This window comes from Virgibacillus natechei (assembly GCF_026013645.1).
Lineage (GTDB): Bacteria > Bacillota > Bacilli > Bacillales > Amphibacillaceae > Virgibacillus_L > Virgibacillus_L natechei.
On sequence record NZ_CP110224.1, the window covers coordinates 3,809,225 to 3,834,295 of the forward strand.

A 25,071-nucleotide genomic window follows, 5' to 3' on the forward strand; every position below is an offset into this window, starting at 1 on the left:
AATGGGAAAAACCGTATATGAAGGCCGGTATACGACGGAGAATGATCAGGACATCGTTGTATTTCTCATTGGAATGCGGGTGAACAAACGGCGTGCGATAGGCAAATGGCTACCCGTTTTTACCGCGATGCCCGGAATGATCAGAGAGCTTTACGAGAATAAGGATGAACTTGGTTTTCTATCCATGGAAAGTTTTTTTGGACTCCGTACAACCGTCATGATCCAATATTGGCGTTCAGATGAGGATCTGCTTGCTTACGCGAAAGGCCAAAAGCATTTAAAGGCATGGAAAAATTTCAATCAAAAAGTGGGAAACACGGACGCAGTCGGTATCTACCATGAAACCTACATCGTGCCTCAGGGAAATTATGAATCCATCTACGGGAATATGCCGCTTCACGGACTTGGCAAAGCAGCAAAACGTATACCAGTTACAGCGGAAAACCTTTCTGCTAAAAAAAGATTAACGTCTGTTCAATATGAAGCCGCACAAACAAAGCCTAAGTCACTATAAAAGTAACTTAGGCCTTGTTTTTGTTTTACTCATCAAATTCATGCCCAATCAGCACAGTCGCAATCGCGTCTTCAATCTCCTTTACTGAAGGTCCGATGTAATTATTAATCATAATAGAGAATATCAACTCTTCACCGTCTGCGGCTGTAACATAGCCCGATAATGCCGATACCCCGTTCAGATCGCCTGTCTTAGCTGCAACTTTTCCTTTCGTCGGATCTTCTGTCATCCGGTAGCGCAACGTCCCGCCAACAAGGCGTTCTGATTCTCCTGCTACTGGCAAGGAGTCTTTAAATTTTGGGAACCAGCTTTTGTCCTGGATCGTATAAAGCAGTTGTGAAAGTTCATTTGCAGGGATCAAGTTCTTATGGGACATCCCTGATCCGTCACGCACCATGATCGTATTATCATCCATACCCAATTCCGCTACCGCTTCTTCAATCACATCAAGCCCTTTATCCCAGCTTCCTTCATCATGTACAACTTTCCCCATTTCTTTCGTTAACGTTTCACCATGGCCGTTATTGCTTAATTTCATAAAAGGAATGAGCAGTTCTTCTAACGTCATGGAGTTTTTAGCTGTTAAAAGGGTTGCATCCTCTGGTGTACGAGCCATTTTAAATTCGGAATCTGCCGTAATGTCTATACTGTTTTCTTCTAACCTATTTTTAAAAACATCCAATACATACCCTGTAGGCTCCCATACCGATGACCATGCCTTCGTCTCTACGCCATTCAAAGGAATTTCTCCTTCAACAATGATGTTATTCGATCCATGCTCCCGTTCAATGGTAATATCCTTTTCTTGTGTCTCAGCAACCATTTCGGTGTTATTTACAATCGTGACGTAATCTGTTTTCGGCGTAATACTTACTTCCGCCTGTTCGCCCATTTGCGCGGTAGGGACTACTTCCACAATGACCGTTCCCGCGTCATAATCTTCATCTGGAGAAAGGGTAAGTGCCGACACTTGGGCACCCGTGTGGAAAGGTTGGTCGGACCAATTTAAATCTTGAGAAAGTCGAATGTCGTCGTACCAGCTATCATCCGCAATCACGTTTCCATCTATTTCATGGATACCTTGATCCTTTAAATCCTTAGCAAATTGATCGAGATCCGTTTTTAATAGAGTAGGATCACCTTTTCCTCTCACATACAGGTTACCTGCCAGGACATCTCCTTTTTGTTCTCCATCCGTTAATACGTCCGTAGAAAATTGATAATCCGCTCCAAGTGTTTCCAGCGCTGCAACTCCTGTTAGCAACTTCATATTGGAAGCGGGACGCAGTCGTATGTCACCATCAGCTGAATAGAGCACGTCACCAGTGTTCGCGTCACGAATACTCACGCCAGTTACCGCTCCGTCCAGCTTTTCGTCATCCAGAATCGTATCTATCTTTTCATGTAATGTTGCATCTTCACGAAAGACCTCTTCTACTTCTTCCTGTTCGTCTGTTGCCACGATAAATAAATCATCCTCCTGGTCAATAAATAATAGCAACGCAACCACTGCAATAAGGAAAAATAATAGCCATTTCTTCATGTTCCTTCTCATGGTCATAAGCTCCCCCAAACTTTTAATATTGCTGTTCTCTAATAAAAAAGTTATGATTTCCCAATAAATAGCTCGTTCAATCTATTCGTGTTTCATTATGTGTTTTGTATATTTCACTCCAGGGTACCACTATCTATAGATGGTTATGTTAGAAAACTAGATACCATACTTAAAAGGAGTGTTCACGATGAAGCAGGTTTTATTTATTCAAACTGGTACAGGCATTGACGTACATGGACAGGATATTACAAAAGCATCGATACGTGCGGTGGAGAATGCTATTTGGTATAACTCCATGCCTGGAATTGAGAAAAGCCTTCCTGATCAGAACCTTAAGAATATGAAAGTTACGATTAAACTTGCTATACCCCTTGACCGCGACAAGCTGGACACAGAAAAAATAAAAGAATCTGTCCCATATGGAACGGTTGGGGTCGAATTAACAGAAGGCGGAATGGCGACATCAAGCGGAATTATTTTGGAAGATAAACAGGATGACAATGACTTGATGTATATCGTAAATGCTGCCGTTGAAGTCGGGTATTAGGAAATAAGTATTATAAAGCCTCTCTATTAAAGAGAGGCTTTATTCATTATATTACGTAAAAACACGGATCATTCATTTTAAATGGCTGTTCAAAAAAAATCAGCCTATATTTTCGATAAATAGGCGAATAACATCAGCGCCACCTATCAAGGTTCCTAATGAACTTCCAAGATTAGTTAAGACAACCAACAGAAGGATGCGCGTAACCTTGTTACTCCAAAACCCTTTAACACTAAAAACATCCTCAGAAAGGCTCTCAAAATCTGCTACATTTGGTCGTCGAATCATGGTTTGAACAATACCTGCAAAAAAACCAGCAGCAAGTAGCGGATTTAAGGAGGTTATGGGAGCCGCAACAAATGCTGTGATAACGGCCAATGGATGTCCCAGCGCAATAATTGCCCCAATTGCTGAGAAGGATCCATTCCATAGTGCCCAACTAATTGTCTGTTGAACACCAGCAGACGGGTTTGCATAAAAGGTGTATGCAATAATCGATAGTATCAGGATTGGAATGGCCCAGCCAATAATTTTTGGTACTTTCGATTTAGCTGGAATTTCGGATAACCGTTTTAAATCATGGTCTTTGTTGATTTCCTCTTTTATGCCGGGAACATGTGCAGCACCCAAGATAGCAACTACCTTTTCTCCTGGAGCTTCTTTGATTTTTTGCGATAAATATTGATCCCTTTCATCGATGAGAGGAGTCTTTAACTTTGGAAAACTTGCCGTAAACTCCTTAAGCATTGCGTTTAATGTATCTTGTGACTTCATATTTTCCATTTCTTCTTCGGATATGGTTTCTTTGCTGAAAATACCTGCAATCACTTGCATAAGAAGCATAGCTTTTCCTTTTAGGCCAATATTACGCCACACACGAGAAAAGGTTGTTTGAATATTTCTGTCAGCTAGTACAAGTTCTGCATTTGCTTCTTCCGCTGATTCAATACCCTGAATCATTTCCTGGCCCGGTTTAATATTAAATTGTTTCGCTATTCGATTTTGAAAAGAAGATATGGCAAGATTCATTAAAAGTAAAGTCGCTTTCTTTTCTTTAACAACCTTAAATATATCCATATCCCTCCATTTATTCCCGTCCTTTATCGAATTATACCTTCCTTCATCTAACTCTACACAAACAGAGTCCGGATTTTCCGCTTCAATAACTTCCTTTACCTGTTCTGCACTGTTTCTGGAAACATGCGCCGTACCAATTAAAATAAATTCTTTATCATCTATATGTATACGCGTAATATTTTCTTCAGACATAAACTACCTTCCTTTTCAGAGCATCTCATTCTATAATAAACTAGATAAGCGTGCCTGTCACTTCCCGCTTTTTGTCGAATGGGAGAATTTTATAGTCAACGACCGTTTCCGTAAATGTTATATTTTCGTCTTTTCAGATTGTTTTTGTGTTAATATATTAGAAAAAGGTGGGTGGGAGTTTATGTGGTTTATTGAAGTAGATGACGATATATACTTGAGGTTATTTGAGGTTGGGGATGCAGAAGCATTATTCCAGCAGACGAATAATTCAAGAGACTATTTACGTGAGTGGCTTTCTTGGGTGGATGGAACGAAAACGGTGGATGACTCCCGAGCTTTTATTGAACATACATTACGTTTGCACGAAGCGGAAAACGGACGAACTGGTGGTATATTTTATCAAGGTAAGCTTGTGGGTGCAGCTGGCTTTAATAGTTTTGATTGGCCGAATAGAATAGGGTATATCGGTTATTGGCTCACACAAGATGCACAAGGACACGGCATTATGACGCGCACCTGCCGCGAGCTGACGAATTATGCCTTCCATGTACTGAAGCTGAACAAAGTTGAGATTCGAGCTGGCTATGAAAATAAGCGTAGCTGGGCGGTCCCTGAAAGACTTGGCTTTACAAAGGAAGGACAGATCAGGCAGGCCGAGTGGATATATGATCATTACGTAGATCATTTGGTTTATGGGAAGTTGGCACATGAGTGGGATTAGCATCCTACTAAAGAGATCTTAATGCGAATGCCGCTTGGGTAAGACTATTATAAGGCACCATCAATGGGGGGGTATTACAATGACAACGATCTGCTTAATCAGACACGGCGAAACAGATTGGAATGCTATAGGAAAGCTACAGGGAAGTACGAATATCCCTTTAAATAATAAGGGTATCCAGCAAGCGGAGGAATGTGGGGCTTTTTTGATCCCCTCCGATTATGACGTGCTTATCGCAAGTCCATTAAAACGAGCAAAACGTACTGCTGAAATTATTAATTCTTATTTAAATCTTCCGCTTGTTGAGATGGAAGACTTTGTTGAACGATCGTTCGGTGATGCGGAAGGAATGACTGTGGAAGAGAGACAAACTTTATATCCAAACAGGGAATTCCCAAATAAAGAAGAAAGACAGCTATTTAATAATAGGGTCATGGCAGGAATTGATAAATTAGCACAAACCTATTCAGATCAGCGAATATTACTTGTTGCACATGGTGCTGTAATCAATGCTATTTTATCTACTATATCTAAAGGTGAAATAGGCTCTAGAAAAACAACATTAAAGAATGCCTGCATTAGCAATATCAATTTTCACAAGGAACAGTGGAGTGTGAAAAATTATAATAAGATCGACCATCTAACGAATTACCAACATATTAAGTAGGGGTTTCTTCAAATGTAATGGAAAGTACTTCTTCCGTTTCTGAATTAAATTCTATCGTTATATAAACACCAAATTCTCTACTTTCTTCTTGTAACCACAACTTGAATTCTTGAATCGTCGTATTATCACCTGACTGGCTCCCTACGTGCAAATAATCAACGATTTGAGCGTTTGGATAGTTCTCTTTCGTTTCCTGCATCGCAAGTTGTCCCCATTTTGCATATGGCGGATCTCCATCTTCCGCATTAGCGGTTTCTTGCATATGTAGTGATAATGATTGTAAGGAAATAACGAATAAGGCAATGACGAGAGCTTTGTAAAATCGTTTCATATACTGATTATTCTCCTTTATAAATAGGATCTATTCGTAAATGAGTAAAGACATGGATTATGAAACAGGTATCTGTGTCTTTTTTCTATACACTACCTAACCGTGTAACGTCCTATTTAGGCCAATTTAAATGTTCATGGCCTGATAAAATTCCTTGTTCCATTAATATACTGCCTCACTTCAGACGAAACATAACTATTTTGCCACGAAAGTACCCATCTATGCATCAAAACCTCTTAGAAAACTTGGCATTCGTCAGTCCTTAAAATTAGCTATATAATAGAAAAGGAGAACAATTTATGTACCCTTGCTATTATGCATTCCAATATGTGTGATAATTGCTCTGCGATATAGTGTGACATTTCTACTTATAATTACTAAAATCGATGAATTCCACAAAAACCAGGAATCACTATGTTAAAATAGATGGATATTGTGAAGGAGTATGCTTAAACTATAACAGCAGAATACTTGAATAAGAAAACAATATTTACCGTGTTGAGTTTTGGTATACTTTAATTGATAATCTGAGAAAATGGTGAGGAAAAAAATATTTATTAATTTGAAAAAGGTGTGTGTTCATAATGACTGGAGTAGAAATTGATATGATTGTTACAGACAGCAGGAAAGCATTAGAATTATACGAAAAAATATTTGATGTTGAGCGTGTGGAGGTTACAGATTTCTCCAAAGGTGAAAATGAAGTCATTTTTAGCCTATACGGGGTGCGTTTTCACATGCTGGATGAAAATCCGGAATTTGATTTGATGGCACCAAAACCTGATAACCCTCAAACAATTTGGTTTAACATTATGGTCCCTGACATCAACGGAACTTTTTCCAAGGCAATGAATGCAGGCTGTACTGAGCTTCAACCGGTGACTGAACTGACTGATTTCGGCGTGTCAAATGCCATGTTCAACGATCCTTTCGGCTATCAATGGATGCTGCATCAAATACATAAAGAAGTGAGTTTTGAAGAACGCATGCGACTGTTTGAGGAAAAAAAGGAGAATTAATAATTGGTGTATTATTAGACTAAATAACATCTTCCGAGAACCGTTTACCTAGGTAAAGGCTTTAATTTCATCTTCAATTATCACGCGATTGCTTAATAAAATAGTAACTTTTCATATTTTAAAAGCTCAGATTAAATCTGAGCTTTTTTGCTTGCTAATTACCCTAAACTGAACCCGTTAAATTTATGTTCTTTTTATTCATAAACCGATTGAACACGAAAGTTTATTTAAAACGCAGCAGTCCAACCTGCATCTGCCGTAATAACGGTACCATTCACAAAGCTGGATTCATCCGACGCTAAGAATAGCGCAACATTCGCAATTTCTTCTGCCTTTCCTGCTCTCGGCATTACAGATTGTGCTACCTGCGCACGGCTAGCACCAAATTCGTTAATATTTTTCATTGATGCACCAATATTTGTTTCCACTCCACCTGGCGCAATTGCATTACAACGGATACCTTTGTTTGCATACATAAAGCCTGTATTCTTCGTAAACCCTACAACAGCATGTTTTGATGCACCATAAGTAGCACCTGCATGTGCACCGTTTAATCCTCCAGTAGAGGCAGTGTTAATAATTACACCCTTTTCTTTCTCCAAGAATATAGGCAATGCTTTACGTGTCGCCCGCATTACTGACGTTGTATTGATAGCGAAGATTCTTTCCCACTTTTCATCCTCAATATCGCCAGCAGGTTCCATGCCATCCATGATGCCTGCATTATTAACCAAGATGTCTAGTGTTCCGTATTCCTTAACAGCTGTATCAACCATATCTTCTATATCTTTTAATTCTGCAACATTTGTTTTTACAGCTTTAGCTGTCTCTCCGCTGGAATTAATTTCAGAAGCTACTGCATCAGCACCTTCGAAGTTAATATCAGAAACAACTACCTTTGCACCTTCTTTTGCATACAATTCTGCAATTGATTTACCCATTCCTGAAGCTCCACCTGTCACAATTGCAACTTTTCCTTCAAGTCTCATAAGAATTTCTCCTTTTATTGGGAATTTATAAACCTAGTTCTTAGAAGAATCAACTGATAGAAGCGAATTATCAATTGTTCATAATAAGCATAATGTACTATAATTGTGATAGCAATAATCAAAAATCTCATATAATGTTTACTAATAGACATTACTAGATTAAATCATTGAATAACTGACGTAGTAAACAAATAGGTGGTAATATGTTATGAAAGTAGACCGACGAATTAATAGATCAAAAAAAGCATTAAAAGATGCATTGATTTTACTTTTGGGAAAAAAAGATCTTGCCAATATTAGAATTAAAGAACTTGTTACGATTGCAGATTTAAACAGAGGAACTTATTATAAACACTATTATTACAAAGAGGAAATACTAGATGAGATTATTAATGAGGTTATCGACAACTTGATAACATCCTATCGAGACCCTTATTTAAATACGAATGAATTCAAAATAAATGACCTAACTGCTTCATCTGTCAAAATTTTTGAACACGTTGATGCGTATGCCAATTTTTACACAGCCATCATTAACTCACATGCATTACCAGGATTTCAGACTAAAATATGTGACGTATTCAAAACTCTTATTACGCATGATCTTTCAGATGAAAATTCTGGTGTGGATGTAAATACTGACTTACGTGCAAGTTATTATGCCTATGCACTATTCGGAATCATAATAGAATGGGTAAATGGTGATTATCAATATACACCCAAATATATGGCCGAACAATTGATTAAAATAATAGATGATAGGCCAAGTAACGTAATCTACAAAACAACCCATAAAGATGCTACAGATTAAAGATTTCACAATACAAGCTTGCCCTGCTTGGCTACTAACTCTCCCTCTCACGCTCCTAATACGCATGTTCGTTTCATTATTTCCAGGGAAATATCGACAAACTAATTTGCGTTTCGAGTAATTTCAGCTTGCTCCTATCCTTCATCAATATGCCTAACCATTTTGATATCCATCTCCGATAAAGTAAAACTTCATTCAACAGGGTCTCTTTCCCGGTTGAATGAAGTTTTACTTTACTAGCTATTCATTTTGACGTAATATACCTTCCAGTTCATCCTCTGTTGCTGTATCTGCCATCTTTACATTAGATCGATAAGCAGCTCTACAAATAAGATGTCCTGATACAGGAGCTGTGATAAAGACAAACAATATTCCAAGTAAAAGTCTCACACTTACAAGGGATTGAGTTATCCATAAGTAAAAAAATGCTCCAACAAGTGTTAACAACACGGCCAGCGCTGCACTTTTAGTAGCTGCATGTGAACGAGTGTATACATCAGGAAATCGAATGAGACCTATCGCACTAATCACACTTATAATGGCACCAAGTAATATTAAAAGTGCTGACAGAAACTCAAGAATCTCGCTTACGTTCAATAATAACACCTCTCTCCATGTATTTCCCAAAAGCGATCGTGCTTATAAATGCCAGAATACCAAAGATCAGTATAACATCAAGAAACACGTTCGTATTAAGTAATATGGACACGATAGCTATAACGGAAATAAGGGTGATACCTATCATATCCAAACCGAAGATTCGATCAGCTAATGAGGGGCCAAGAATGATTCGTATAAGTGTAATCGCTATTGTCAAACCAAACAGAACGAGAGAAGTAACAAGCATTAATTCAATCATTATCGAGTCACCTCCATTATGGCTTTTTCAAATTTAGTTAAAGATTGTATTAATTTTTCACGTAATTCCTCAATATCCATTGCATGAATGTAGAAAGCGTTCCCTTCAGGAGTTACTTCCATTACACAAGAGCCCGGTGTCAGTGTCAGCAATAATGCTAGCGCTGGAACTTCCCAATCGCCCTCAAGCTCTGTTTCATAATAAAATATCCCAGGCTTAAGTGTGATTTTTGGTTTTAAAGTATGTTTGATAACATAGAAACTGGATGATAATAACTCCGTAATAAAAATCAAGGTTAACCTTAGTATGGAATAGAATCGACGTAAGTAAAATTGTCTTCCAAAGAACCGGTGCAATATAAAAACAACAACAATCCCAACCAGATATCCCGACATAAACGAAGAGAAACTCAGCTCATCCGTAACTACCATCCAAAAAAAGGAAATAAATAAATTTAACAGAAATTGACCAGCCATTCACAACCTCCTCTTTTCTTATTCATTATTCATAACAGCATCAATATAAATTTCAGGATTTAATAAGGTTTCAACTGCATCATTTACATATAGAGCAATTGATTCTGCACCCAAACCAAGTCCAATTGTTGCAACGGTAAATAGAACGCACGGTATGATTAACCCTTTTGTCAGTGGGACCTCATCCTCTTTACTTATAATGGTTTCACCCCAAAACGCATTTATGAAAATACGAAGTAGAGAATAGATGACAAAAATACTTGATAGAAATGCCAAAGTCAGTAAGATATATGAACCAGCTTCAACGGTACCTTGCCCTACCAAAAGCTTACCTATAAAACCACTTAATGGTGGAATACCAGCTAAAGATAACAGAGCAATGAAGAACATCCATCCTAATAATGGATAATTTCGGATAAGCCCACTCATATTTCCTATTTTACTCGTTCCAGTTAATGCAATCATTGTTCCACCAAGCAAGAAGAGTAATCCTTTTGCAATCATATCGTGGATTAAATAATAAATGGACCCTTCGATCGCTGCCGGGGTAGCAACAGCTAGTCCTACCAAGATAAAACCTACGGCTATTACAACATTGTACGAAATAATTTTTCGAATATCATTATATGCTATGGCACCAATACTTCCCCCAATAAGCGTTAACCCTGCCATAATCCCGATCAATGTATGTGTAATGGACGGTTCATGGTAAAACAAGAGTGTAAACATTCGAAATAATGCATAAATTCCTACTTTCGTCAGCAAAGCTCCGAACAACGCAGCAATTGCGGTGGGCGGCGCACTATAGGATCCAGGAAGCCAGAAATACAAGAGTAACCCTGCTTTTAAACTGAAAACAACGAGGAATAAAACACTAATAACGGTTAAAGTAGGTGTTTGTCCAGACTCCGCAATACGAGCTGACATATGCGCCAGATTTAATGTACCGAGCATTCCATATAGATAGCCAATCGCTATAAGGAAGAACCATGAGGACAATACATTAATCGCTACGTATTTGAGGGACTCTCTTAACTGTACCTTTGTTCCACCAATTGAAATAAGTGCATAAGAAGCCAAAAGCATTATTTCAAAACATACAAATAGATTAAACAAATCGCCCGTTAAAAAGGAGCCATTAACGCCAGCTACCAGAAGGTTAACAAACGGATAAAAAAACATGTTTTCACGTGCTCTATCAATCGAATTAAAGGCATAGAGCAAACAAATTGCAGTCACAATACTTGTAGTTAGTACTAGAAGTACTGAAAAAGAATCCCCAACAAAAAGAATTCCATAAGGTGGCAACCAACCTCCGAAATCAAGTCGCATGACTCCCTCAGACTGAATTGTATTTAGAATATATAAACTAATCCCTGTATTTACAACCATTACAGCAAAACTCATCCATCGCTGCGTTCGTATGAATGGACGTAAGAACATAAGAATAATTCCAATAATAACAGGGATAATCATAGGTAAAACAAGAATATTATTCATCTTCAAAACCTCTCATGTCGCTCAGATTATCCGTACCAACTTCCTGGTATGCACGATATGCTATAACTAGGAAAATGGCAGTTACAGCAAAACTAATTACAATAGCTGTTAATATCAGCGCCTGTGGAAGGGCATCTGTGTACGTTGCCGCCTCTTCTCCAAGCAGCGGTGCACTACCTATTTTTAACCCACCCATCGTCATTAACAGCAAGTGAGCTGCATGGGAAAGAATAGCCGTTCCCAAAATGACTCGTATCAAATTCCTTGAAAGGATTAAATAAGTAGCCACCGTTACCAGAACACCTGCTAGGACGATTATTAACGTTTCCATAAATTACACATCCTCACTAATACTTAAAATTATCGTACCAACGACTCCCACAACAGCTAAAGCAACACCAGCTTCAAAGATCATCATTGTAGCAAGCTCTGTTTCGCCCAAAATAGGAAGATCAAAATAAGAGAATGCTTGTGTTAAAAATGGGGCATCAAAAAACAAAGCACCCAGACCTGATCCAACAGCAAGTAAAGTACCTAAGGCAGCAACCTTTTTAAAATCAACGGGAATTCCTTTTTTCACACTTTCAATATCAAATGAAAGAAAAAGCAAAACCAAGGCGGAAGCAAGGACTAGCCCACCGATAAAGCCACCACCAGGTTCGTTATGACCCGAAAAGAATAAATAGATCCCAAGTGTTAATATAATAAACACGACAACTTTCGCAACGGCTTGCAAGATAACATCATTAATTTTCACTGTTAGGCCCTCCTTTTTTAGCTTTAAGTTTGATTAAACTGTATACACCAATACCAGCTATTAGGAGCACAACAACTTCTAACATTGTATCAAGAGCCCGGAAATCACCAAGAATCGCATTAACAATATTTCTTCCGCCAGCTAGCTCATAAGCATCTTCGAAAAATCCTGATATGGTCTCAAATAATTTGTTATGTTGAACAGATAGAGCCACCAGCACAAATGTTAGCCCAACAGAAATCGAGATAAGTAAATTCACAGTTTTTGTCTTTACCCCATTGGATTCCTTTTTCCATTCTGGCAAGAAATAAAAACATAGTAAAAACAATACGGTTGTTATCGTTTCTACAACAATCTGGGTAAGCGCAAGATCCGGTGCCCGAAACAAGACAAATAATACAGAAATCGAATAGCCAAGAACTCCATTTAATACAATCGCAGTTAAACGTGATTTAGCAAACAAAATTGCAATCCCTGCAACCATCATAACAACGACCATAATCCATTCATATATACTGATTGGGACATCATTAGACATATCAAACGAAAAGGCTCCTGTATAGAATAATGTGATTCCAATTATCCCAACAAAGAAAATGTATATATATAAAAAGTAATCACGAAGAACTCCTGTCATATACGTTTTCGTAATAGCAGTAGAACTGCTCTCTATTTGTGTAAGCGAATAATCGTACAACGTGTTAAATGTCCATTTATCAGGGAACAATTTAAAGATGCCCTTCCAATATCGAAGAAGCAGATAAAGGATAACACCTGTTATGACAACTCCAATTGTCATCCATAACTCTGTATTAAAGCCATGCCATGCTGTGATATTCTGTCCTAAATCAACGGTTGTTCCAAACCCTGGGTACACACTTCCCATAGCTGGGTTCAATAAGTAATACCCTATTACATTTGGGAAGAAGAAAATAAGCACAACAAGAACAGCAAGAATACCAGGTGAAATCATCATACCGATTGGTGGTTCAGCAGCTTCATGTTCCAATTTCTCCTCCTGATAGGGGCCGAAAAACGTCTTAAATACAATGATCAAGCTATATATAAATGTAAAAACACTTGCTATCCATGCAACTACAGGGAAAAGGACTCCCAGACTATTTAGTGAAAAAATATCAAGCTGGCTTATGTTTATAACAGCAGTAAAGAACATTTCTTTACTTAAGAAGCCGTTAAAAAGTGGTAACCCAGCCATCGAAAAGCTACCAATTAAAGCGATCGTAAATGTCACTGGCATAAAGGCCATTAATCCACCAAGTTTCCGTATATCCCTTGTCCCAACTTCATGGTCAATAATACCGATGACCATAAACAGCGCACCTTTAAATGTTGAATGATTTACAAGATGGAACAAGGCTGCAAAGGTTGCTTGCGTATAGAAGACGGAATCCGCGCTATAGCCGTAGTATAGTGCAGCTGACCCCATACCAAACAGACTCATAATCAACCCAAGCTGACTAATCGTTGAATACGCAAGCAGTGCCTTAAGGTCTGTTTGCCGAATTGCATTAAAAGAGCCCCAAATCATTGTTACCATACCTACTCCTGTAACAAGCCAGAACCAGATTTCTCCACCACCAAAGATCGGTGTGAAGCGAGCTACTAAGTAAATACCAGCCTTAACCATTGTTGCGGAATGGAGATAAGCACTAACCGGAGTCGGCGCTTCCATCGCATCCGGGAGCCAAATATGGAAAGGAAATTGTGCAGATTTCGTAAACGCGCCAAGCAGGATAAGGATCATCGCTGGAATAAACAGCTCGTGAGCAGGCAGTTCGCTAACCAACGGAAGGATCTCCTGTATACTAAACGTTCCTGTCATTACGTAAAGCATAATAAAGCCTACGAGCATAGCTATTCCGCCACCAACCGTAATTAGAAACGATTTTTGCGCACCATATCTAGACTGCTTTCGATGAAACCAAAAAGCGATTAAAAGAAAGGACGAAATACTCGTCAATTCCCAGAATAAATATAAAACCATTAGATTATCAGAAAATACGACACCTAACATACCGCCCATAAATATTAGTAAATACATATAAAAAGAATGTAAATCTTCATCTAAATCAAAATAATAGATAGAGTAAAGTATGACCAATGCACCAATACCAGTAATTAATAATCCAAATATCATACTTAATCCATCAAGATATGTGGTAAAATTGATTCCAATAGAAGGAATCCATTCAACTATGTTTATATATGTCTCCCCGTTTGCTATAGAAGGAACATAACGAATAAGATAAATAAACAATAATAAGGAAACTGCAAATACAAACCAACCGATGTGGATTCGGGTTAATTTTTTATATATAAATGGGATTATTGCAGCAACTAAAAAGGGGATCATAATTGCTAAGTTTAAAGTCAAAATTTAAACCTCCTGTTTATTCTTCTCTTACAGTTCTAAGTATAGGAAACGATGACAGATGAAAATACTCCCATTTGGGTACAACTTTGTTCAGTGAGGATGTTCGGGCGCACATAACCATACTACGACGCGCGGGAATTGCTAGTGCAGACGTTTTCACAAGGTTTTTCGGTGGGGTGAGCCATTTACGCACAGTCCCACGACATTACAACATGCCGTATTTAAGTCAGACCCGCCCATTAAACGGTGATAAACCAAATCCATCTCTAAATCATATAGTTTAGTATGGGGGATTGTTAACATACTACAGGGTGATTTTTTTATTCTTAGGTTTACTCGACGATAAACAATAGTAGAAAGTTTATCTTAATTAAAGTACAACTAACTCAATCGAGGTGTTCCACCTTGCATGTTTTTGAGGAAAAACACAGCAGTACAATCGGAATTAAGGGTAAGGAGGGTAATTTTCATCCTGTCATTTTATTACTATGAAAATTGGGATATACTACGAAAGAGAATATTATTTAGCACATTTTATCCTAATTTTTAATTATACACGAAACAAAATATGTCTGCACTTCAGACGTTTAGGGATTTTTAAAATTTTTTCCAAATAAGACTGGAAATATTTCATTTATTAGATTATGCTATATTGAAATAATACTCCTTATGGGGTAGAATAGATACGTTTTGAAAGAAACATTAACTAAATTATAATTATGAAAAAGAGGTGGACGCTGCCATGAAAAAAATAAAAGGTCGGATGGATGAAAGCATACTCGTTTGTGTATATTATGGTCCCAATGGTGAACGCTTAATCCGCCGCGGTTATAAATTGGCGAATATGCTTGATTGCCCATTATATATATTGACTGTCGATCGGTTACCATATGATGAATTTAATGAGGAAAAATCTGCCTATGTGGACCATTGGAAAGAACTTGCGGAAGAACTGGACGCGGAAGAGTTTCTTCTTCGTGACAATGAAAAACGATCATCAATCAGAGCCATTAAAGAAGTTGCCCATAAGCATAATATTACACAAGTAATTATTGGAGAGCCTCCACAGAATAGATGGGAAGAAATAACGAAGGGGTCATTCGTTAATGCCCTTCTCCGTGAATTAACGTTTATTGATGTTCACATTGTATCTGTTGACCGTACTATTAAAAGTAGTAGTGAAGATGCCATCTATGAAAAAGGCGTTCGTGGATTTTTACAAGAAAGTGGTGATTCCTACCGAATAGTTTTCACACGGTCCATGCACAACCAGTATGAAGGTATTTTCTATAAAGATATAGGGACTGATTTTAATAACGGCATTTTCAAATTTATTCATGAGGGGAAAACATGTCAAGTTCATATAACAGAGGACAAAGTAACCCAAAAAATAAAACAGCCACCAAACTTAAAATAAGATCACTGAACGACTTCGGAATAATTCGACTATCAATATATTAATCCTACCCGACCTTATAATATTTGTATAAGATCGGGTAGTTTTTAATTTTTTCATAAATATTGGGACTGCGCTTACTCGTCCCATCGAAAAACAATCGTTGCTTTTAGATCTTCGTAGTTGATATAAAGACGACGAAGTGATAATTCTTTTGCAAACGTCGATGAGAGCAGGGGATTCGCTACGGAAACACATTTCGCTTTCCGCGGGCGGCTGGTGAGCCCTCTCATGCTACCGCATTTCGGGGTCTCACCGAGGCCTTTCCTCCCGCTGGAGTCTTCATGTGTTTCCTCCGCTAGGTGTTGTGGTTACTGCCGCTAAATTGCATTAGTAATCAATATTGGAAACATCGAGTCCACCTCACCAGCTCGGGTGAGCGAAGGGCGGTGACTCCTGCGGGGAACAAAGGTTTTCGGTGGGACGAGTAATCGCTGCAGTACCAATCTTTTAGAAAACAGCCTAGTAGCTTTACTGATTAAACTGTATTGAACTACCCTCCACTTAATTTCTCCTGAAATTTGAAGTGGGGGATTCCTAAGAACACCGGCGTAACCGCCAGTTTTTTATTAGGCTATCCCTGTCGTTCCGACAGTTAAGAGACGAATGGCTTCGTTTCTAAGATTTAATCCTGCGTTACTATCTCTTTGGTGATGACTTCCGCAAGAAGCGCAAGTCCATTCACGCAAAGCGAGATGTTTAACGTCTTTATTTTTATGGCCACATCCAGAACAGAGCTGGCTGCTTGCAAAGTTTTTGCCAACAACAACGACCTTTTTGCCGTACCACGCTGCTTTGTATTCACACATCGTTCTGAATTGGCCCCAGGAGGCTTCACTTATAGCTTTGGAAAGGTTTCCATTTTTAAGCATATTGCTTACAGACAAGTCTTCCAAACCAATCACATCGTGGTTTTTGACGAGGGAGGTTGAAATCTTATCCAGATAATCCTTTCGACTATTGGCTATCGCTTCATGAATACGTGCAACTTTGATTCGTTGTTTGTTCCAATTAGAACTGCCCACGGTACGCCTTGATAGAATGCGCTGTGCCTTCACTAATTTTCCTTCCAATGTACGGAGCCATTTCGGGTTACGGAATACGCTCCCATCTGAAAGTGTTGCAAAATCTTTTAACCCCAAATCAACGCCGACAACCGAATCGGTTTTAGCAAATGCTTGAACTTCCGTTTCTGTTAGGATGGATACAAAATATTTCCCACTTGGATTACGTCGGATGGTGGCATTTATGATACGCCCCTCCACTTCACGGCTCTTTGCAAAACGGATAAGACCCAATTTTGGTAATTTGATGTGTTTACCTAACACATCAATATTGCCATTTGTTTGCTTTGTACTATAGGACTGGACCTTGTTCTTTTTGCTTTTAAAAAGCGGTTTTTGGTTTTGTTTCCTGTAGTAGCGCTGGTAGGAATCAGCTAAGTTTTCAACGGACTTTTGAAGCGAAATACTATCTACCTCTTTAAGGAAAGGATAGTATTCTTTGAGCTGGCGAACCGTCTTCACCGATTCGTATTTATTGAAATATTGACCTTTCCAGTTGTTGATTGGTAGCTGCCCGTTTAGTCTCATTTCTTCCGTTATGTACCAATAGGCATCCTTCTCTTTCTGTTTACCAAGAAAGAAGTTGAAAACAAATCGGGAACAACCGATTGTTTTATTAATAAGCTCTACTTGTTTTTTATTTGGAAAGATACGAAACTTAAAAGCTTTTTGAACCAGCATCCTATCCACCTCATCCGTATATATGTTCCTATTATATCATAGGGAGGCTCCTTTTGCTATCGCCAACCGAAATTCATCTCCCCCTTACCGCTGGCCTATAGTCCTTCATGCGCTTGAAGAGGGAGTCTTCTTTCGGGAAAAGATAAAAACTATAATTTTCAGACATATCAACAGTCTATCCACAGATTGTGGATGGATTTATCATTCATTTTGGATTTCAATACAAAAGATAAAGTAAAACTTCATTCAATAGGGGTTTTACTGCCCATTAATCTGCGATAATTTCCATTCAATCAGGGTGGGAAACATCTCTTTCACGCATCTGCACCTGCACCCTGTGTATATGAACCAACATTTCAGCAACTTATCATAACTTCATTCTTCCCAATCCCGTCCTTATAACTATAATTTGACCGCAATTTTAAAGTCAACAGTCTGTACATCATCACAAATACTGGACCATCTTTTGCAAGCTCATTCAGAACTTTTGAATCGGCTTTTTAAACATACGCGGTTATTCACTTTAAACTCATTGCCACCAAAATTTAGTTTTTATAAAAGGTTGTCAAGGTTGTCCTTGTCTCTGCATATATATGTAACTAACCATTACACTGGAGGTGATATCCTCATGGAATTAAATATGAATAAATGGATTTGTTATGCGGTTGGTTATGTTTTTATAACATCAGGTATTTTAAAATTGCTTGTCAGTGATTTTGCAAACCTATTTATCAACCTAGGTCTCCCATTTCCCGAAATAACCTTATATGTCGTCGCAATAACGGAAGTGGCTTGCGGTATGCTCATTGCCGGGAGAATGTATTTAAAATACGCACTCGCTCCGCTTATCCTAGTCATGCTTGGTGCTCTTTATTTAACGAAGATTCCAGTCTTATTAAATGATGGGTTTTTATCATTTGCCTTTGATGCGAGACTTGATATAGTCATGCTCATTTTATTATTACTTATATGGCAGCACACTCGTGGAAAAGTTGTGGCTTAAATAAGGATTACGGATAACTTTGTTAATAACAAGTGGATAACTGAGTTTACCTGTTAAAAACTCTTAGTTATCCACATTTTTATGCACATATGCACAAATGTTCGGAGTTATTTTGTGTTAAATTTTATATTTAATACTATATCTTGATTTTATCTACAGGGTTATGCACAGCCTGTGCATAACCTTCACGTTCCTCCTACCCGAAAGATAACTTCCCTATCTGCAAAAAAAGGCTATCTTCTCTTGAGCTTGAGAAGATAGCCTCCTACATTTATTGGGAACCTAGTTCTATTGTCGTTTCAGACCGTTGACCATCACGATAATACGTAACAACTACCTCGTCACCTATTTCTTTCTCATGATATAAAATCTTGCGCAGATCAATCATATCCATAACTGGCTCGCCATCAAGTTCTGTAATAACATCCAGTCGTTCCATGCCTGCTTGATCGGCTGGTGATGCTGATTCAAGACTCCAAACATAGACACCACCTTCTACCTCTTCTGGAAGGGTTAACGTTGCATCCCATTCAGACCTTGGTACTTCCTCAAGTGAATATATTTCAACACCTAAATAGGGGCGGACGACTTCACCTGTTTCTTCTAGCTCTTGAATAGTCGGCATAGCTGTTTCCACAGGAATTGCAAATCCAATTCCTTCTACCGCCGCTTCATTTATCTTCATCGAATTAATACCAATAAGCTGTCCATAGATATTAATCAGCGCTCCACCACTGTTACCCGGATTAATCGCTGCGTCCGTCTGAATAACTTCTGCTTGCCAATCAGCACGTCCATCTTGATTAAAATCCTGTGGAATCGTTCGTTGTGTTCCGCTGATTACCCCTGTGGTAACAGAACTAGAAAACATCATACCTAATGGGTTACCAATTGCTATCGCTGGTTCGCCGACTTTGACATTATCCGACGAACCAACTTCAATCACAGCTTGAACCTCCGAACCATCCATCCTTAAGACGGCTAAGTCGGAAAATAAATCCCCGCCAATTATTTCTGCCTCAATATGTGTTTCATCTGATAAAACGACTTCTACGGTATCAGCACCTGCAACAACGTGTTGATTGGTAACAACAAAGGCTGTTCCACCTTCATTTTTATAAATCACACCAGATCCTGTGCCCGCCTCATTTTCCGCTTCTTGCTGCCAATAATCCGTTCCACCTTGAAGATTGATGACTCCTACAACTGCTGGCGTTACTTCTTCAACAACATCCGTTATTTGGGTGGAGACATCCACATTTACACTTCTGTTTTCAATATTGTAATCTGCATCTGCGTTATCATATGTTTGGATAGTTGCTTCATCGCTTTCATCTTGTGTTGCCCTTTGATCAGGTAGTATAGATGAACCCGTAAAAGCCGGCATTCCTATAACCACTAATAAAATACCGATAATAACACCTAACATAGCTGGCACTAACCAACCACGTCTTTTCTTTCGATGTGGATTTGGCGGATAATTCTTATTGTAATATCCCATATATCTATCCCCCTATTATCTAATTGTATTTATTTGTTTTGTTATAGTATTACCTGAATTTCCAAAAAGATAAACAAAAATTTAATTATACGACATCATATAAAGCTGTTGGAGCGTTCGGATCTGTATCACATAAATCAATTTTAATACCACGCTCTTGCAGTAGACTATCTACGGACATCCTCGCAAGGTCTTTCATGTTATTATCTTGGCTTAAATGTGCTAAATAAATTCGTTTTGTTTCATTTCCTATAATATCTGCTAGTGCATATCCAGCATCTTCATTCGATACATGACCCGAATCACCTAGAATACGGCGTTTTACATTCCACGGATACCGCCCCATACGGAGCATACCTACATCATGATTGGCTTCAAATATATATGCATTTGCACCTTCTACTGTTTTTTTAATGTGCTCTGACACATAGCCTACATCTGTTACCAATGCTACTTTTTTCCCGTCATGACGAAATGTGAAAAACATCGGTTCTGCTGCATCATGCGAAACACCGAAGGATTCGATATCCATATCGCTAAATGTTTTCGTTTCTCCCATACCAAAATGAAACTTCTGATCCAATGAAAGCTTGCCAATCGAACCTTCCATCGCTTTCCATGTTTTTTCGTTAGCATAAATTGGCAGGTTATACTTTCGGGCAATAATACCTAATCCTTTAATATGATCCGTATGCTCGTGGGTTACTAAAATACCGGTTAGATTCGATGGGTCTACTTGAATTCCATTGAACAACTGATCGATTTTCTTTCCACTTAACCCAGCATCAACGAGTATTCTTTCTTTTTTTGATTCAATATAAAAAGCATTTCCAGTGCTCCCGGACGCTAATACACTAAAGCGAATTGTCATTTTTTAGTTCACTCCGTTATCTTCATCAAGCATTGGTTCCATTCTTTCTAATACATCATTCTTTAGCTCACTGTCGTCATCCATTGTCTCGATATTTGCAACAATGGATTCGATCGGTTCATCTAAAAAGTCCGTATATCGATTATTTAACACCGTTCCTTCAATCGCATTAACGAAATATTCCTGTTCATCATTACTAGTATCCAATGTAATTTTATACGTGGGTGCGAATACTTGTTCATTATTTTCTAAAGGTACTCTTGTATAAAATCCAATATCCATGGACATTACGGCTTCATTTGGATATAGTTCATTGTTTACATACAGTGCTTCAACTGCTCTAATCGGCTGGATTAATGTTCTACTATCCCCTTGAGACTCAGCATCTTCAAGAATTGTTTGTGTGTAGAATTCCATATTATTTTCTTCATCTAAGAAAACAAGGACAATACCACTGCGATTATAATAGACGGAACGTTCATTTTTTTCCTGGAAAAAAACGAGTACATTCATTTCATTATTCCATTCACCAAACACATATTCCTCTAAGTAGAGAATATTATCCTCTAAAATTGTGAGTATATCGTCGCCTGATGCGTCATCTGGAATAGAAATAGACTCTTCAAACTGTGAAACAATGATACTGTCATTAATCACTTCCGTGTTTTGATCGTCAAAATCAGCTATTTGCTCACGTTCCTGCTGACTAAACTCTTTTTGTTCAGCTGAAATATAGGATTCTTCTGTAACATCTATATGAATATCATCGATTGTAATATTTTCAGATTCAAGCTGGTCTTCAATTGAGGATTCCTGCTCCTCCAATACACCTAAGTCTGCTTGTTCCTGCTTATTAAGGAATTCTATTAACAAATAGATATTGAGAATAAAGAAGCAGAGGATAAACAAGGTTTTTATTTTACTCCATTGCATCCTCAACCGCCCCCTTCATCTGGTCCAATATCTGTTACATTAATTTCTCTCCAGTTATCGTTATACTTCAGATACCATCCAGGTTCAAGCGCAACATAATCACCGTTATAGACCAAACGATAACCAGGTTTTACATCCTGAATATTTTCCACATCATAATCTGTTCTGAATTTATTATTTATATAATAAAGAACATCATTACCTGAGGGTAGTTCATGTGATTGACTGCTTAGCGTATTATTTAAATTAAAAATAGGACGATGATATTGCGCCAATTCCTGATCATTCCATTCCTGCTCTATTTTCGACAAACCTAAAAAATTAAACACCGGATATCCATTATGATACTTACGGTATAAAACTCTATTGGTAGCAGCGGTTTCTAAATCCATAAGTTTGTATTCTTCTGTCCAGCCATTATGATCATTAATTTGTGAGATACTTCTCTCCAGCAAATCTATTGGCACTTCATCGTTAGGAGTCGACGATTGTGGGTTAATGTATTCCATAGTTCCTCGCTCTTCATAAATGCTCATCCCTCGCTGTGCATCGGAATAATAGACTTCTTCTGTACTTGCAACGGATTCATTTGATTGACTAACTAATGAAGGGTCTGGAAATAAAGCATTTACCATGTCATTTGGATTAATAACATCAGCAGCTAAGGAATACTGCTGCATACTAACACCCTCTTGCGGAATATAAATAGGTGACTCTCCTTCGTCAAAGTGTACATATTCCGTTAATCCCTCACGCACCGTAACGGTATCCCATAATTGCTCATATCGATCTGAATCATTGATAACGGCAGTAGCTTGTTCGTTTTCATCAATCGACGGAATTTCGACATTTATAGATGATGTTAGATCATCAAACGTTAAATACATACGATCAAACGACCAAGTTGGGAGTATCTCTGCATCATCATCACTCAAGGTAAAAAGATCATTCAATAATTCGACAGGTAACGCACTCGGAAATATAATCTCTACTTCGTAATTATTCTGCGATCTTGCATTTGATTCCCTAACTTCTAAGTTCGTAAATGACCATGATTGCATGTCCTGATAGAAGGCTTGTCGGTCACTCGGATCCGTGAAACCAAAATGATGATCATTGGTATGGATTATGATGGAACTTGGCTCAACAATCGTTGCTTTTGTTTCTTCCCTGCTACCACCTATATCCGCTTCATTGATATGTGAAGAGATATCTAGCGTTTCATAATTAGGTTGGTAGGTCCATAAACCGAACGTCAATAACAGACTTACTCCGATTAAAATAAATAATGTAAATGTCTTCACTGTTTCAAGTTTAATAGTAACCCCTCCGCTTCTCATTCATAAGCGGTAATGTAAAGAGAATAGTCGTCCCTTTACCTTCTTTGCTCTTTGCCCATATTCTACCGTGCTGTGCTTCGATTATTTCTTTGGAAATGGCTAATCCCAGACCTGTTCCACCAAGGTTCCTCGTTCTTGCTTTATCTGCCCTGTAAAAGCGTTCAAATATTTTCTCCAGTTTATCATAAGCAATTCCTAGTCCCTGATCCTGTACACTCACAAGCAGGTGATGTCTCTGCTTTTCTACTTTTAATCGAATGACTCCACCCTCTGGTGAATATTTGATTGCATTAGATATAACATTATCGAGTACCTGTGTCATTTTATCCTTATCCAGCCAAACCTCTAACGCACTTTTTGGCAATTGCCTTTGCAAAATAACATGTTCTGGCTTATTCATATCAAACCGGTCAATTACCTCGTGAAAATAACGGACGAAATCTGTGCGTTCCATTTGCAGGGCATGATCCTTTGTGTCCATTTTGGAAAGTTGCAGCAGATCATTTACCATGCGAATCATCCGTTCTGTTTCATTTTGCGTTACACTTAAGAATTTAGGTGCAATTTCTTTGTCTTGCCATGCACCATCCGTCAAGGCTTCCATATAGCTTTTCATCGTTGTAAGTGGTGTGCGTAATTCATGTGACACGTTCGATACGAATTCCCGTCGCTCTTGATCGATTCTTTCTTGTTCTGTTACATCCGTAATAACAGTAATAAACCCTGTCACTTCATCCTCATCATCAAAAACAGTAGAAAATTCAGCTCGAATTAAGAAATATTGTTCTTCATCACTAAAATCAATAATCATGGATCCATTATCTTGTAACTGGGATATATCTACAATTTTATCCTCTAATGGGATGACATCAAGCAAGTATGCACCTATAATATCTTCGGGATTACGACCAATTAGCCTGCCAGCTGTCTCATTCATTAACGTTACCGCCCCGGTTCCGTCTGTTGATATAACACCATCAGACATATTAGACAGCACCGAACTAAGCTTGCGTCTCTCTTCTTCTATTGTTGAATAGGAGTGCTTTAATCGGCTATTTAAGTCATTAAACGTATCCGCCAATTGACCAATCTCATCTTTACTATATACATTTACTTTTTGGGTGAAATCTCCCTTAGCCATCGTTTGTGCCTGGCTTCTCATTTCTGAAATTGGTTTTGTAATCGTACGCGCTACTAATATTCCAATAAATGCTGAAACGACAATAGCCAGAATCGAACCTCGTAAAAAGATTTCATTGATATTTTGCAGCTGGTCATAAACACCTTCCAGTGACGCTTCTAAATAGATCACACCAGCCACATTATCCTCATCGTCAAATAGAGGTACTGCTTGAACATATACCCGGTTTCCAGTTTCCCCGTCCACTACTGTGTTTTCCTGCTGTTCATCAAGAAAAAGTGCACTTTGCACCATCTCCCTCGTTGTCTTCTTTCCAACTTCGTCTTGACTGAAAACATCATTCGTTCCCAAAATACGGCTTTGACTATTAATAACTTGTAAGTTTGTAATATCAGCTGTATCAACATCACTTACTATATTTTGAATTTCTTCCAGCAGTGTTGGCCCCTCATCATCATCTTCACGTTCCCTATCAAAAGCCTGTTCCAGGTTATATCCCATTAAATCAACTCGACTATTAACGGAATCCTCGAAACTATTTATCAGCTCATCTTCCAATTCTCTGGTAAAAAATGAACCAATAACTTGGATGGCCACAAGCAATAGTAAAATATAAATGATAATAAATTTTAATTGAATCGAACGAAAAAAACCAACTTTATTCATCACAA

Annotated in this window: 25 protein-coding genes; 8 read left to right on the forward strand and 17 right to left on the reverse strand. The window is 38.2% G+C overall.

What is annotated here, in order from left to right; translation table 11 throughout:
• Position 1: 1 nt before the first annotated feature.
• Positions 2-514 carry a DUF4188 domain-containing protein gene (locus OLD84_RS19010; RefSeq protein ID WP_209464383.1) on the forward strand — a complete coding sequence of 171 codons (513 nt, stop codon included), beginning with the start codon at positions 2-4 and terminating at the stop codon, positions 512-514.
• Between the two features lie 25 nt (positions 515-539).
• Here the strand turns inward: OLD84_RS19010 and dacB are convergent, their stop codons facing one another.
• Positions 540-2,069 carry a D-alanyl-D-alanine carboxypeptidase/D-alanyl-D-alanine endopeptidase gene (gene dacB, locus OLD84_RS19015; protein ID WP_390337019.1) on the reverse strand — a complete coding sequence of 510 codons (1,530 nt, stop codon included), beginning with the start codon at positions 2,067-2,069 and terminating at the stop codon, positions 540-542.
• A gap of 187 nt (positions 2,070-2,256) precedes the next feature.
• Between dacB and OLD84_RS19020 the strand changes: the two genes are divergently transcribed.
• Positions 2,257-2,616 carry a Lin0512 family protein gene (locus OLD84_RS19020; RefSeq protein WP_209464381.1) on the forward strand — a complete coding sequence of 120 codons (360 nt, stop codon included), beginning with the start codon at positions 2,257-2,259 and terminating at the stop codon, positions 2,614-2,616.
• A gap of 99 nt (positions 2,617-2,715) precedes the next feature.
• Here OLD84_RS19020 and OLD84_RS19025 read toward each other — a convergent pair whose 3' ends face one another.
• Entirely contained in the window at positions 2,716-3,885 is a 1,170-nt protein-coding gene (locus OLD84_RS19025) for a TraB/GumN family protein (RefSeq protein ID WP_209464380.1), read from the reverse strand.
• Positions 3,886-4,066: 181 nt separating this feature from the next.
• On the opposite strand from OLD84_RS19025, the gene OLD84_RS19030 reads away from it, so the two are divergent.
• Positions 4,067-4,606, forward strand: a complete 540-nt coding sequence (locus OLD84_RS19030) for a GNAT family N-acetyltransferase (protein ID WP_209464379.1) — start codon at positions 4,067-4,069, stop codon at positions 4,604-4,606.
• 79 nt (positions 4,607-4,685) lie between these two features.
• Positions 4,686-5,273 carry a histidine phosphatase family protein gene (locus tag OLD84_RS19035; protein WP_209464378.1) on the forward strand — a complete coding sequence of 196 codons (588 nt, stop codon included), beginning with the start codon at positions 4,686-4,688 and terminating at the stop codon, positions 5,271-5,273.
• On the opposite strand, the gene OLD84_RS19040 is transcribed toward OLD84_RS19035, so the two are convergent.
• Positions 5,266-5,604 carry a YqzG/YhdC family protein gene (locus OLD84_RS19040; protein WP_209464377.1) on the reverse strand — a complete coding sequence of 113 codons (339 nt, stop codon included), beginning with the start codon at positions 5,602-5,604 and terminating at the stop codon, positions 5,266-5,268. The genes OLD84_RS19035 and OLD84_RS19040 overlap by 8 nt on opposite strands.
• A 584-nt stretch (positions 5,605-6,188) precedes the next feature.
• On the opposite strand from OLD84_RS19040, the gene OLD84_RS19045 reads away from it, so the two are divergent.
• The gene (locus tag OLD84_RS19045) at positions 6,189-6,623 is read left to right on the forward strand and encodes a VOC family protein (RefSeq protein WP_245301671.1); all 435 of its coding nucleotides are present in this window, start codon (positions 6,189-6,191) and stop codon (positions 6,621-6,623) included.
• A gap of 227 nt (positions 6,624-6,850) precedes the next feature.
• Here the strand turns inward: OLD84_RS19045 and OLD84_RS19050 are convergent, their stop codons facing one another.
• Positions 6,851-7,612, reverse strand: a complete 762-nt coding sequence (locus OLD84_RS19050; RefSeq protein ID WP_209464376.1) for an SDR family oxidoreductase — start codon at positions 7,610-7,612, stop codon at positions 6,851-6,853.
• 208 nt (positions 7,613-7,820) lie between these two features.
• On the opposite strand from OLD84_RS19050, the gene OLD84_RS19055 reads away from it, so the two are divergent.
• Positions 7,821-8,423 (forward strand): TetR-like C-terminal domain-containing protein, encoded by a 603-nt coding sequence (locus OLD84_RS19055; RefSeq protein WP_209464375.1) that lies wholly within the window; start codon positions 7,821-7,823, stop codon positions 8,421-8,423.
• 240 nt (positions 8,424-8,663) lie between these two features.
• On the opposite strand, the gene OLD84_RS19060 is transcribed toward OLD84_RS19055, so the two are convergent.
• From OLD84_RS19060 to OLD84_RS19090, 7 genes are read right to left on the reverse strand one after another with little or no spacing between them, the layout of a single operon-like run.
• A complete protein-coding gene (locus OLD84_RS19060) occupies positions 8,664-9,020 on the reverse strand; it encodes a Na+/H+ antiporter subunit G (RefSeq protein ID WP_209464374.1) in 357 nt (118 codons plus the stop codon).
• Positions 8,998-9,282 carry a Na(+)/H(+) antiporter subunit F1 gene (locus tag OLD84_RS19065; RefSeq protein ID WP_209464373.1) on the reverse strand — a complete coding sequence of 95 codons (285 nt, stop codon included), beginning with the start codon at positions 9,280-9,282 and terminating at the stop codon, positions 8,998-9,000. Before OLD84_RS19065 ends, OLD84_RS19060 begins: the two co-directional genes overlap by 23 nt.
• On the reverse strand, positions 9,282-9,758 hold the full coding sequence (locus OLD84_RS19070; protein ID WP_209464372.1) for a Na+/H+ antiporter subunit E: 477 nt from the start codon (positions 9,756-9,758) through the stop codon (positions 9,282-9,284). The genes OLD84_RS19065 and OLD84_RS19070 overlap by 1 nt, the downstream gene beginning before the upstream one ends.
• Before the next feature lie 18 nt (positions 9,759-9,776).
• Positions 9,777-11,258 carry a Na+/H+ antiporter subunit D gene (locus tag OLD84_RS19075; protein ID WP_209464371.1) on the reverse strand — a complete coding sequence of 494 codons (1,482 nt, stop codon included), beginning with the start codon at positions 11,256-11,258 and terminating at the stop codon, positions 9,777-9,779.
• The gene (locus OLD84_RS19080; RefSeq protein WP_209464370.1) at positions 11,251-11,589 is read right to left on the reverse strand and encodes a Na(+)/H(+) antiporter subunit C; all 339 of its coding nucleotides are present in this window, start codon (positions 11,587-11,589) and stop codon (positions 11,251-11,253) included. Before OLD84_RS19080 ends, OLD84_RS19075 begins: the two co-directional genes overlap by 8 nt.
• A 3-nt stretch (positions 11,590-11,592) precedes the next feature.
• A complete protein-coding gene (locus OLD84_RS19085) occupies positions 11,593-12,015 on the reverse strand; it encodes a Na(+)/H(+) antiporter subunit B (protein ID WP_209464369.1) in 423 nt (140 codons plus the stop codon).
• Complete coding sequence (locus OLD84_RS19090; RefSeq protein ID WP_209464418.1) at positions 12,005-14,413, reverse strand: Na+/H+ antiporter subunit A; 2,409 nt, start codon at positions 14,411-14,413, stop codon at positions 12,005-12,007. Before OLD84_RS19090 ends, OLD84_RS19085 begins: the two co-directional genes overlap by 11 nt.
• 739 nt (positions 14,414-15,152) lie before the next feature.
• Between OLD84_RS19090 and OLD84_RS19095 the strand changes: the two genes are divergently transcribed.
• Positions 15,153-15,827: an adenine nucleotide alpha hydrolase family protein gene (locus tag OLD84_RS19095; RefSeq protein ID WP_209464368.1), complete on the forward strand. Its 675-nt coding sequence runs from the start codon at positions 15,153-15,155 to the stop codon at positions 15,825-15,827.
• Positions 15,828-16,435: 608 nt separating this feature from the next.
• Here the strand turns inward: OLD84_RS19095 and tnpB are convergent.
• The gene (tnpB, locus tag OLD84_RS19100) at positions 16,436-17,611 is read right to left on the reverse strand and encodes an IS200/IS605 family element RNA-guided endonuclease TnpB (protein ID WP_264917247.1); all 1,176 of its coding nucleotides are present in this window, start codon (positions 17,609-17,611) and stop codon (positions 16,436-16,438) included.
• A gap of 628 nt (positions 17,612-18,239) precedes the next feature.
• Between tnpB and OLD84_RS19105 the strand changes: the two genes are divergently transcribed.
• Entirely contained in the window at positions 18,240-18,614 is a 375-nt protein-coding gene (locus OLD84_RS19105; RefSeq protein ID WP_209464366.1) for a DoxX family protein, read from the forward strand.
• Positions 18,615-18,885: 271 nt separating this feature from the next.
• Here the strand turns inward: OLD84_RS19105 and OLD84_RS19110 are convergent, their stop codons facing one another.
• From OLD84_RS19110 to walK, 5 genes are all read right to left on the reverse strand, one after another.
• Entirely contained in the window at positions 18,886-20,115 is a 1,230-nt protein-coding gene (locus OLD84_RS19110; protein ID WP_209464365.1) for a S1C family serine protease, read from the reverse strand.
• Between the two features lie 85 nt (positions 20,116-20,200).
• Entirely contained in the window at positions 20,201-20,986 is a 786-nt protein-coding gene (locus OLD84_RS19115; RefSeq protein WP_209464364.1) for an MBL fold metallo-hydrolase, read from the reverse strand.
• Positions 20,987-20,989: 3 nt separating this feature from the next.
• Positions 20,990-21,919 (reverse strand): two-component system regulatory protein YycI, encoded by a 930-nt coding sequence (locus OLD84_RS19120; RefSeq protein ID WP_209464363.1) that lies wholly within the window; start codon positions 21,917-21,919, stop codon positions 20,990-20,992.
• A 2-nt stretch (positions 21,920-21,921) separates the two neighbouring features.
• Positions 21,922-23,259, reverse strand: coding sequence for a YycH family regulatory protein (locus OLD84_RS19125; RefSeq protein WP_264917248.1), 1,338 nt, complete (start codon positions 23,257-23,259; stop codon positions 21,922-21,924).
• On the reverse strand, positions 23,234-25,066 hold the full coding sequence (walK, locus tag OLD84_RS19130) for a cell wall metabolism sensor histidine kinase WalK (RefSeq protein ID WP_209464361.1): 1,833 nt from the start codon (positions 25,064-25,066) through the stop codon (positions 23,234-23,236). Before walK ends, OLD84_RS19125 begins: the two co-directional genes overlap by 26 nt.
• Positions 25,067-25,071: the final 5 nt, after the last annotated feature.

What these genes read in the sequence shown, in the direction of transcription:
- OLD84_RS19010 (WP_209464383.1), top strand. Translation starts at nt 2, where the DNA reads ATGGGAAAAACCGTATATGAAGGCCGGTATACGACGGAGAATGATCAG.
- dacB (WP_390337019.1), bottom strand. Translation starts at nt 2,069, where the DNA reads ATGAGAAGGAACATGAAGAAATGGCTATTATTTTTCCTTATTGCAGTG.
- OLD84_RS19020 (WP_209464381.1), top strand. Translation starts at nt 2,257, where the DNA reads ATGAAGCAGGTTTTATTTATTCAAACTGGTACAGGCATTGACGTACAT.
- OLD84_RS19025 (WP_209464380.1), bottom strand. Translation starts at nt 3,885, where the DNA reads ATGTCTGAAGAAAATATTACGCGTATACATATAGATGATAAAGAATTT.
- OLD84_RS19030 (WP_209464379.1), top strand. Translation starts at nt 4,067, where the DNA reads ATGTGGTTTATTGAAGTAGATGACGATATATACTTGAGGTTATTTGAG.
- OLD84_RS19035 (WP_209464378.1), top strand. Translation starts at nt 4,686, where the DNA reads ATGACAACGATCTGCTTAATCAGACACGGCGAAACAGATTGGAATGCT.
- OLD84_RS19040 (WP_209464377.1), bottom strand. Translation starts at nt 5,604, where the DNA reads ATGAAACGATTTTACAAAGCTCTCGTCATTGCCTTATTCGTTATTTCC.
- OLD84_RS19045 (WP_245301671.1), top strand. Translation starts at nt 6,189, where the DNA reads ATGACTGGAGTAGAAATTGATATGATTGTTACAGACAGCAGGAAAGCA.
- OLD84_RS19050 (WP_209464376.1), bottom strand. Translation starts at nt 7,612, where the DNA reads ATGAGACTTGAAGGAAAAGTTGCAATTGTGACAGGTGGAGCTTCAGGA.
- OLD84_RS19055 (WP_209464375.1), top strand. Translation starts at nt 7,821, where the DNA reads ATGAAAGTAGACCGACGAATTAATAGATCAAAAAAAGCATTAAAAGAT.
- OLD84_RS19065 (WP_209464373.1), bottom strand. Translation starts at nt 9,282, where the DNA reads ATGATTGAATTAATGCTTGTTACTTCTCTCGTTCTGTTTGGTTTGACA.
- OLD84_RS19070 (WP_209464372.1), bottom strand. Translation starts at nt 9,758, where the DNA reads ATGGCTGGTCAATTTCTGTTAAATTTATTTATTTCCTTTTTTTGGATG.
- OLD84_RS19075 (WP_209464371.1), bottom strand. Translation starts at nt 11,258, where the DNA reads ATGAATAATATTCTTGTTTTACCTATGATTATCCCTGTTATTATTGGA.
- OLD84_RS19080 (WP_209464370.1), bottom strand. Translation starts at nt 11,589, where the DNA reads ATGGAAACGTTAATAATCGTCCTAGCAGGTGTTCTGGTAACGGTGGCT.
- OLD84_RS19095 (WP_209464368.1), top strand. Translation starts at nt 15,153, where the DNA reads ATGAAAAAAATAAAAGGTCGGATGGATGAAAGCATACTCGTTTGTGTA.
- tnpB (WP_264917247.1), bottom strand. Translation starts at nt 17,611, where the DNA reads ATGCTGGTTCAAAAAGCTTTTAAGTTTCGTATCTTTCCAAATAAAAAA.
- OLD84_RS19105 (WP_209464366.1), top strand. Translation starts at nt 18,240, where the DNA reads ATGGAATTAAATATGAATAAATGGATTTGTTATGCGGTTGGTTATGTT.
- OLD84_RS19110 (WP_209464365.1), bottom strand. Translation starts at nt 20,115, where the DNA reads ATGGGATATTACAATAAGAATTATCCGCCAAATCCACATCGAAAGAAA.
- OLD84_RS19115 (WP_209464364.1), bottom strand. Translation starts at nt 20,986, where the DNA reads ATGACAATTCGCTTTAGTGTATTAGCGTCCGGGAGCACTGGAAATGCT.
- OLD84_RS19120 (WP_209464363.1), bottom strand. Translation starts at nt 21,919, where the DNA reads ATGCAATGGAGTAAAATAAAAACCTTGTTTATCCTCTGCTTCTTTATT.
- OLD84_RS19125 (WP_264917248.1), bottom strand. Translation starts at nt 23,259, where the DNA reads ATGAGAAGCGGAGGGGTTACTATTAAACTTGAAACAGTGAAGACATTT.
- walK (WP_209464361.1), bottom strand. Translation starts at nt 25,066, where the DNA reads ATGAATAAAGTTGGTTTTTTTCGTTCGATTCAATTAAAATTTATTATC.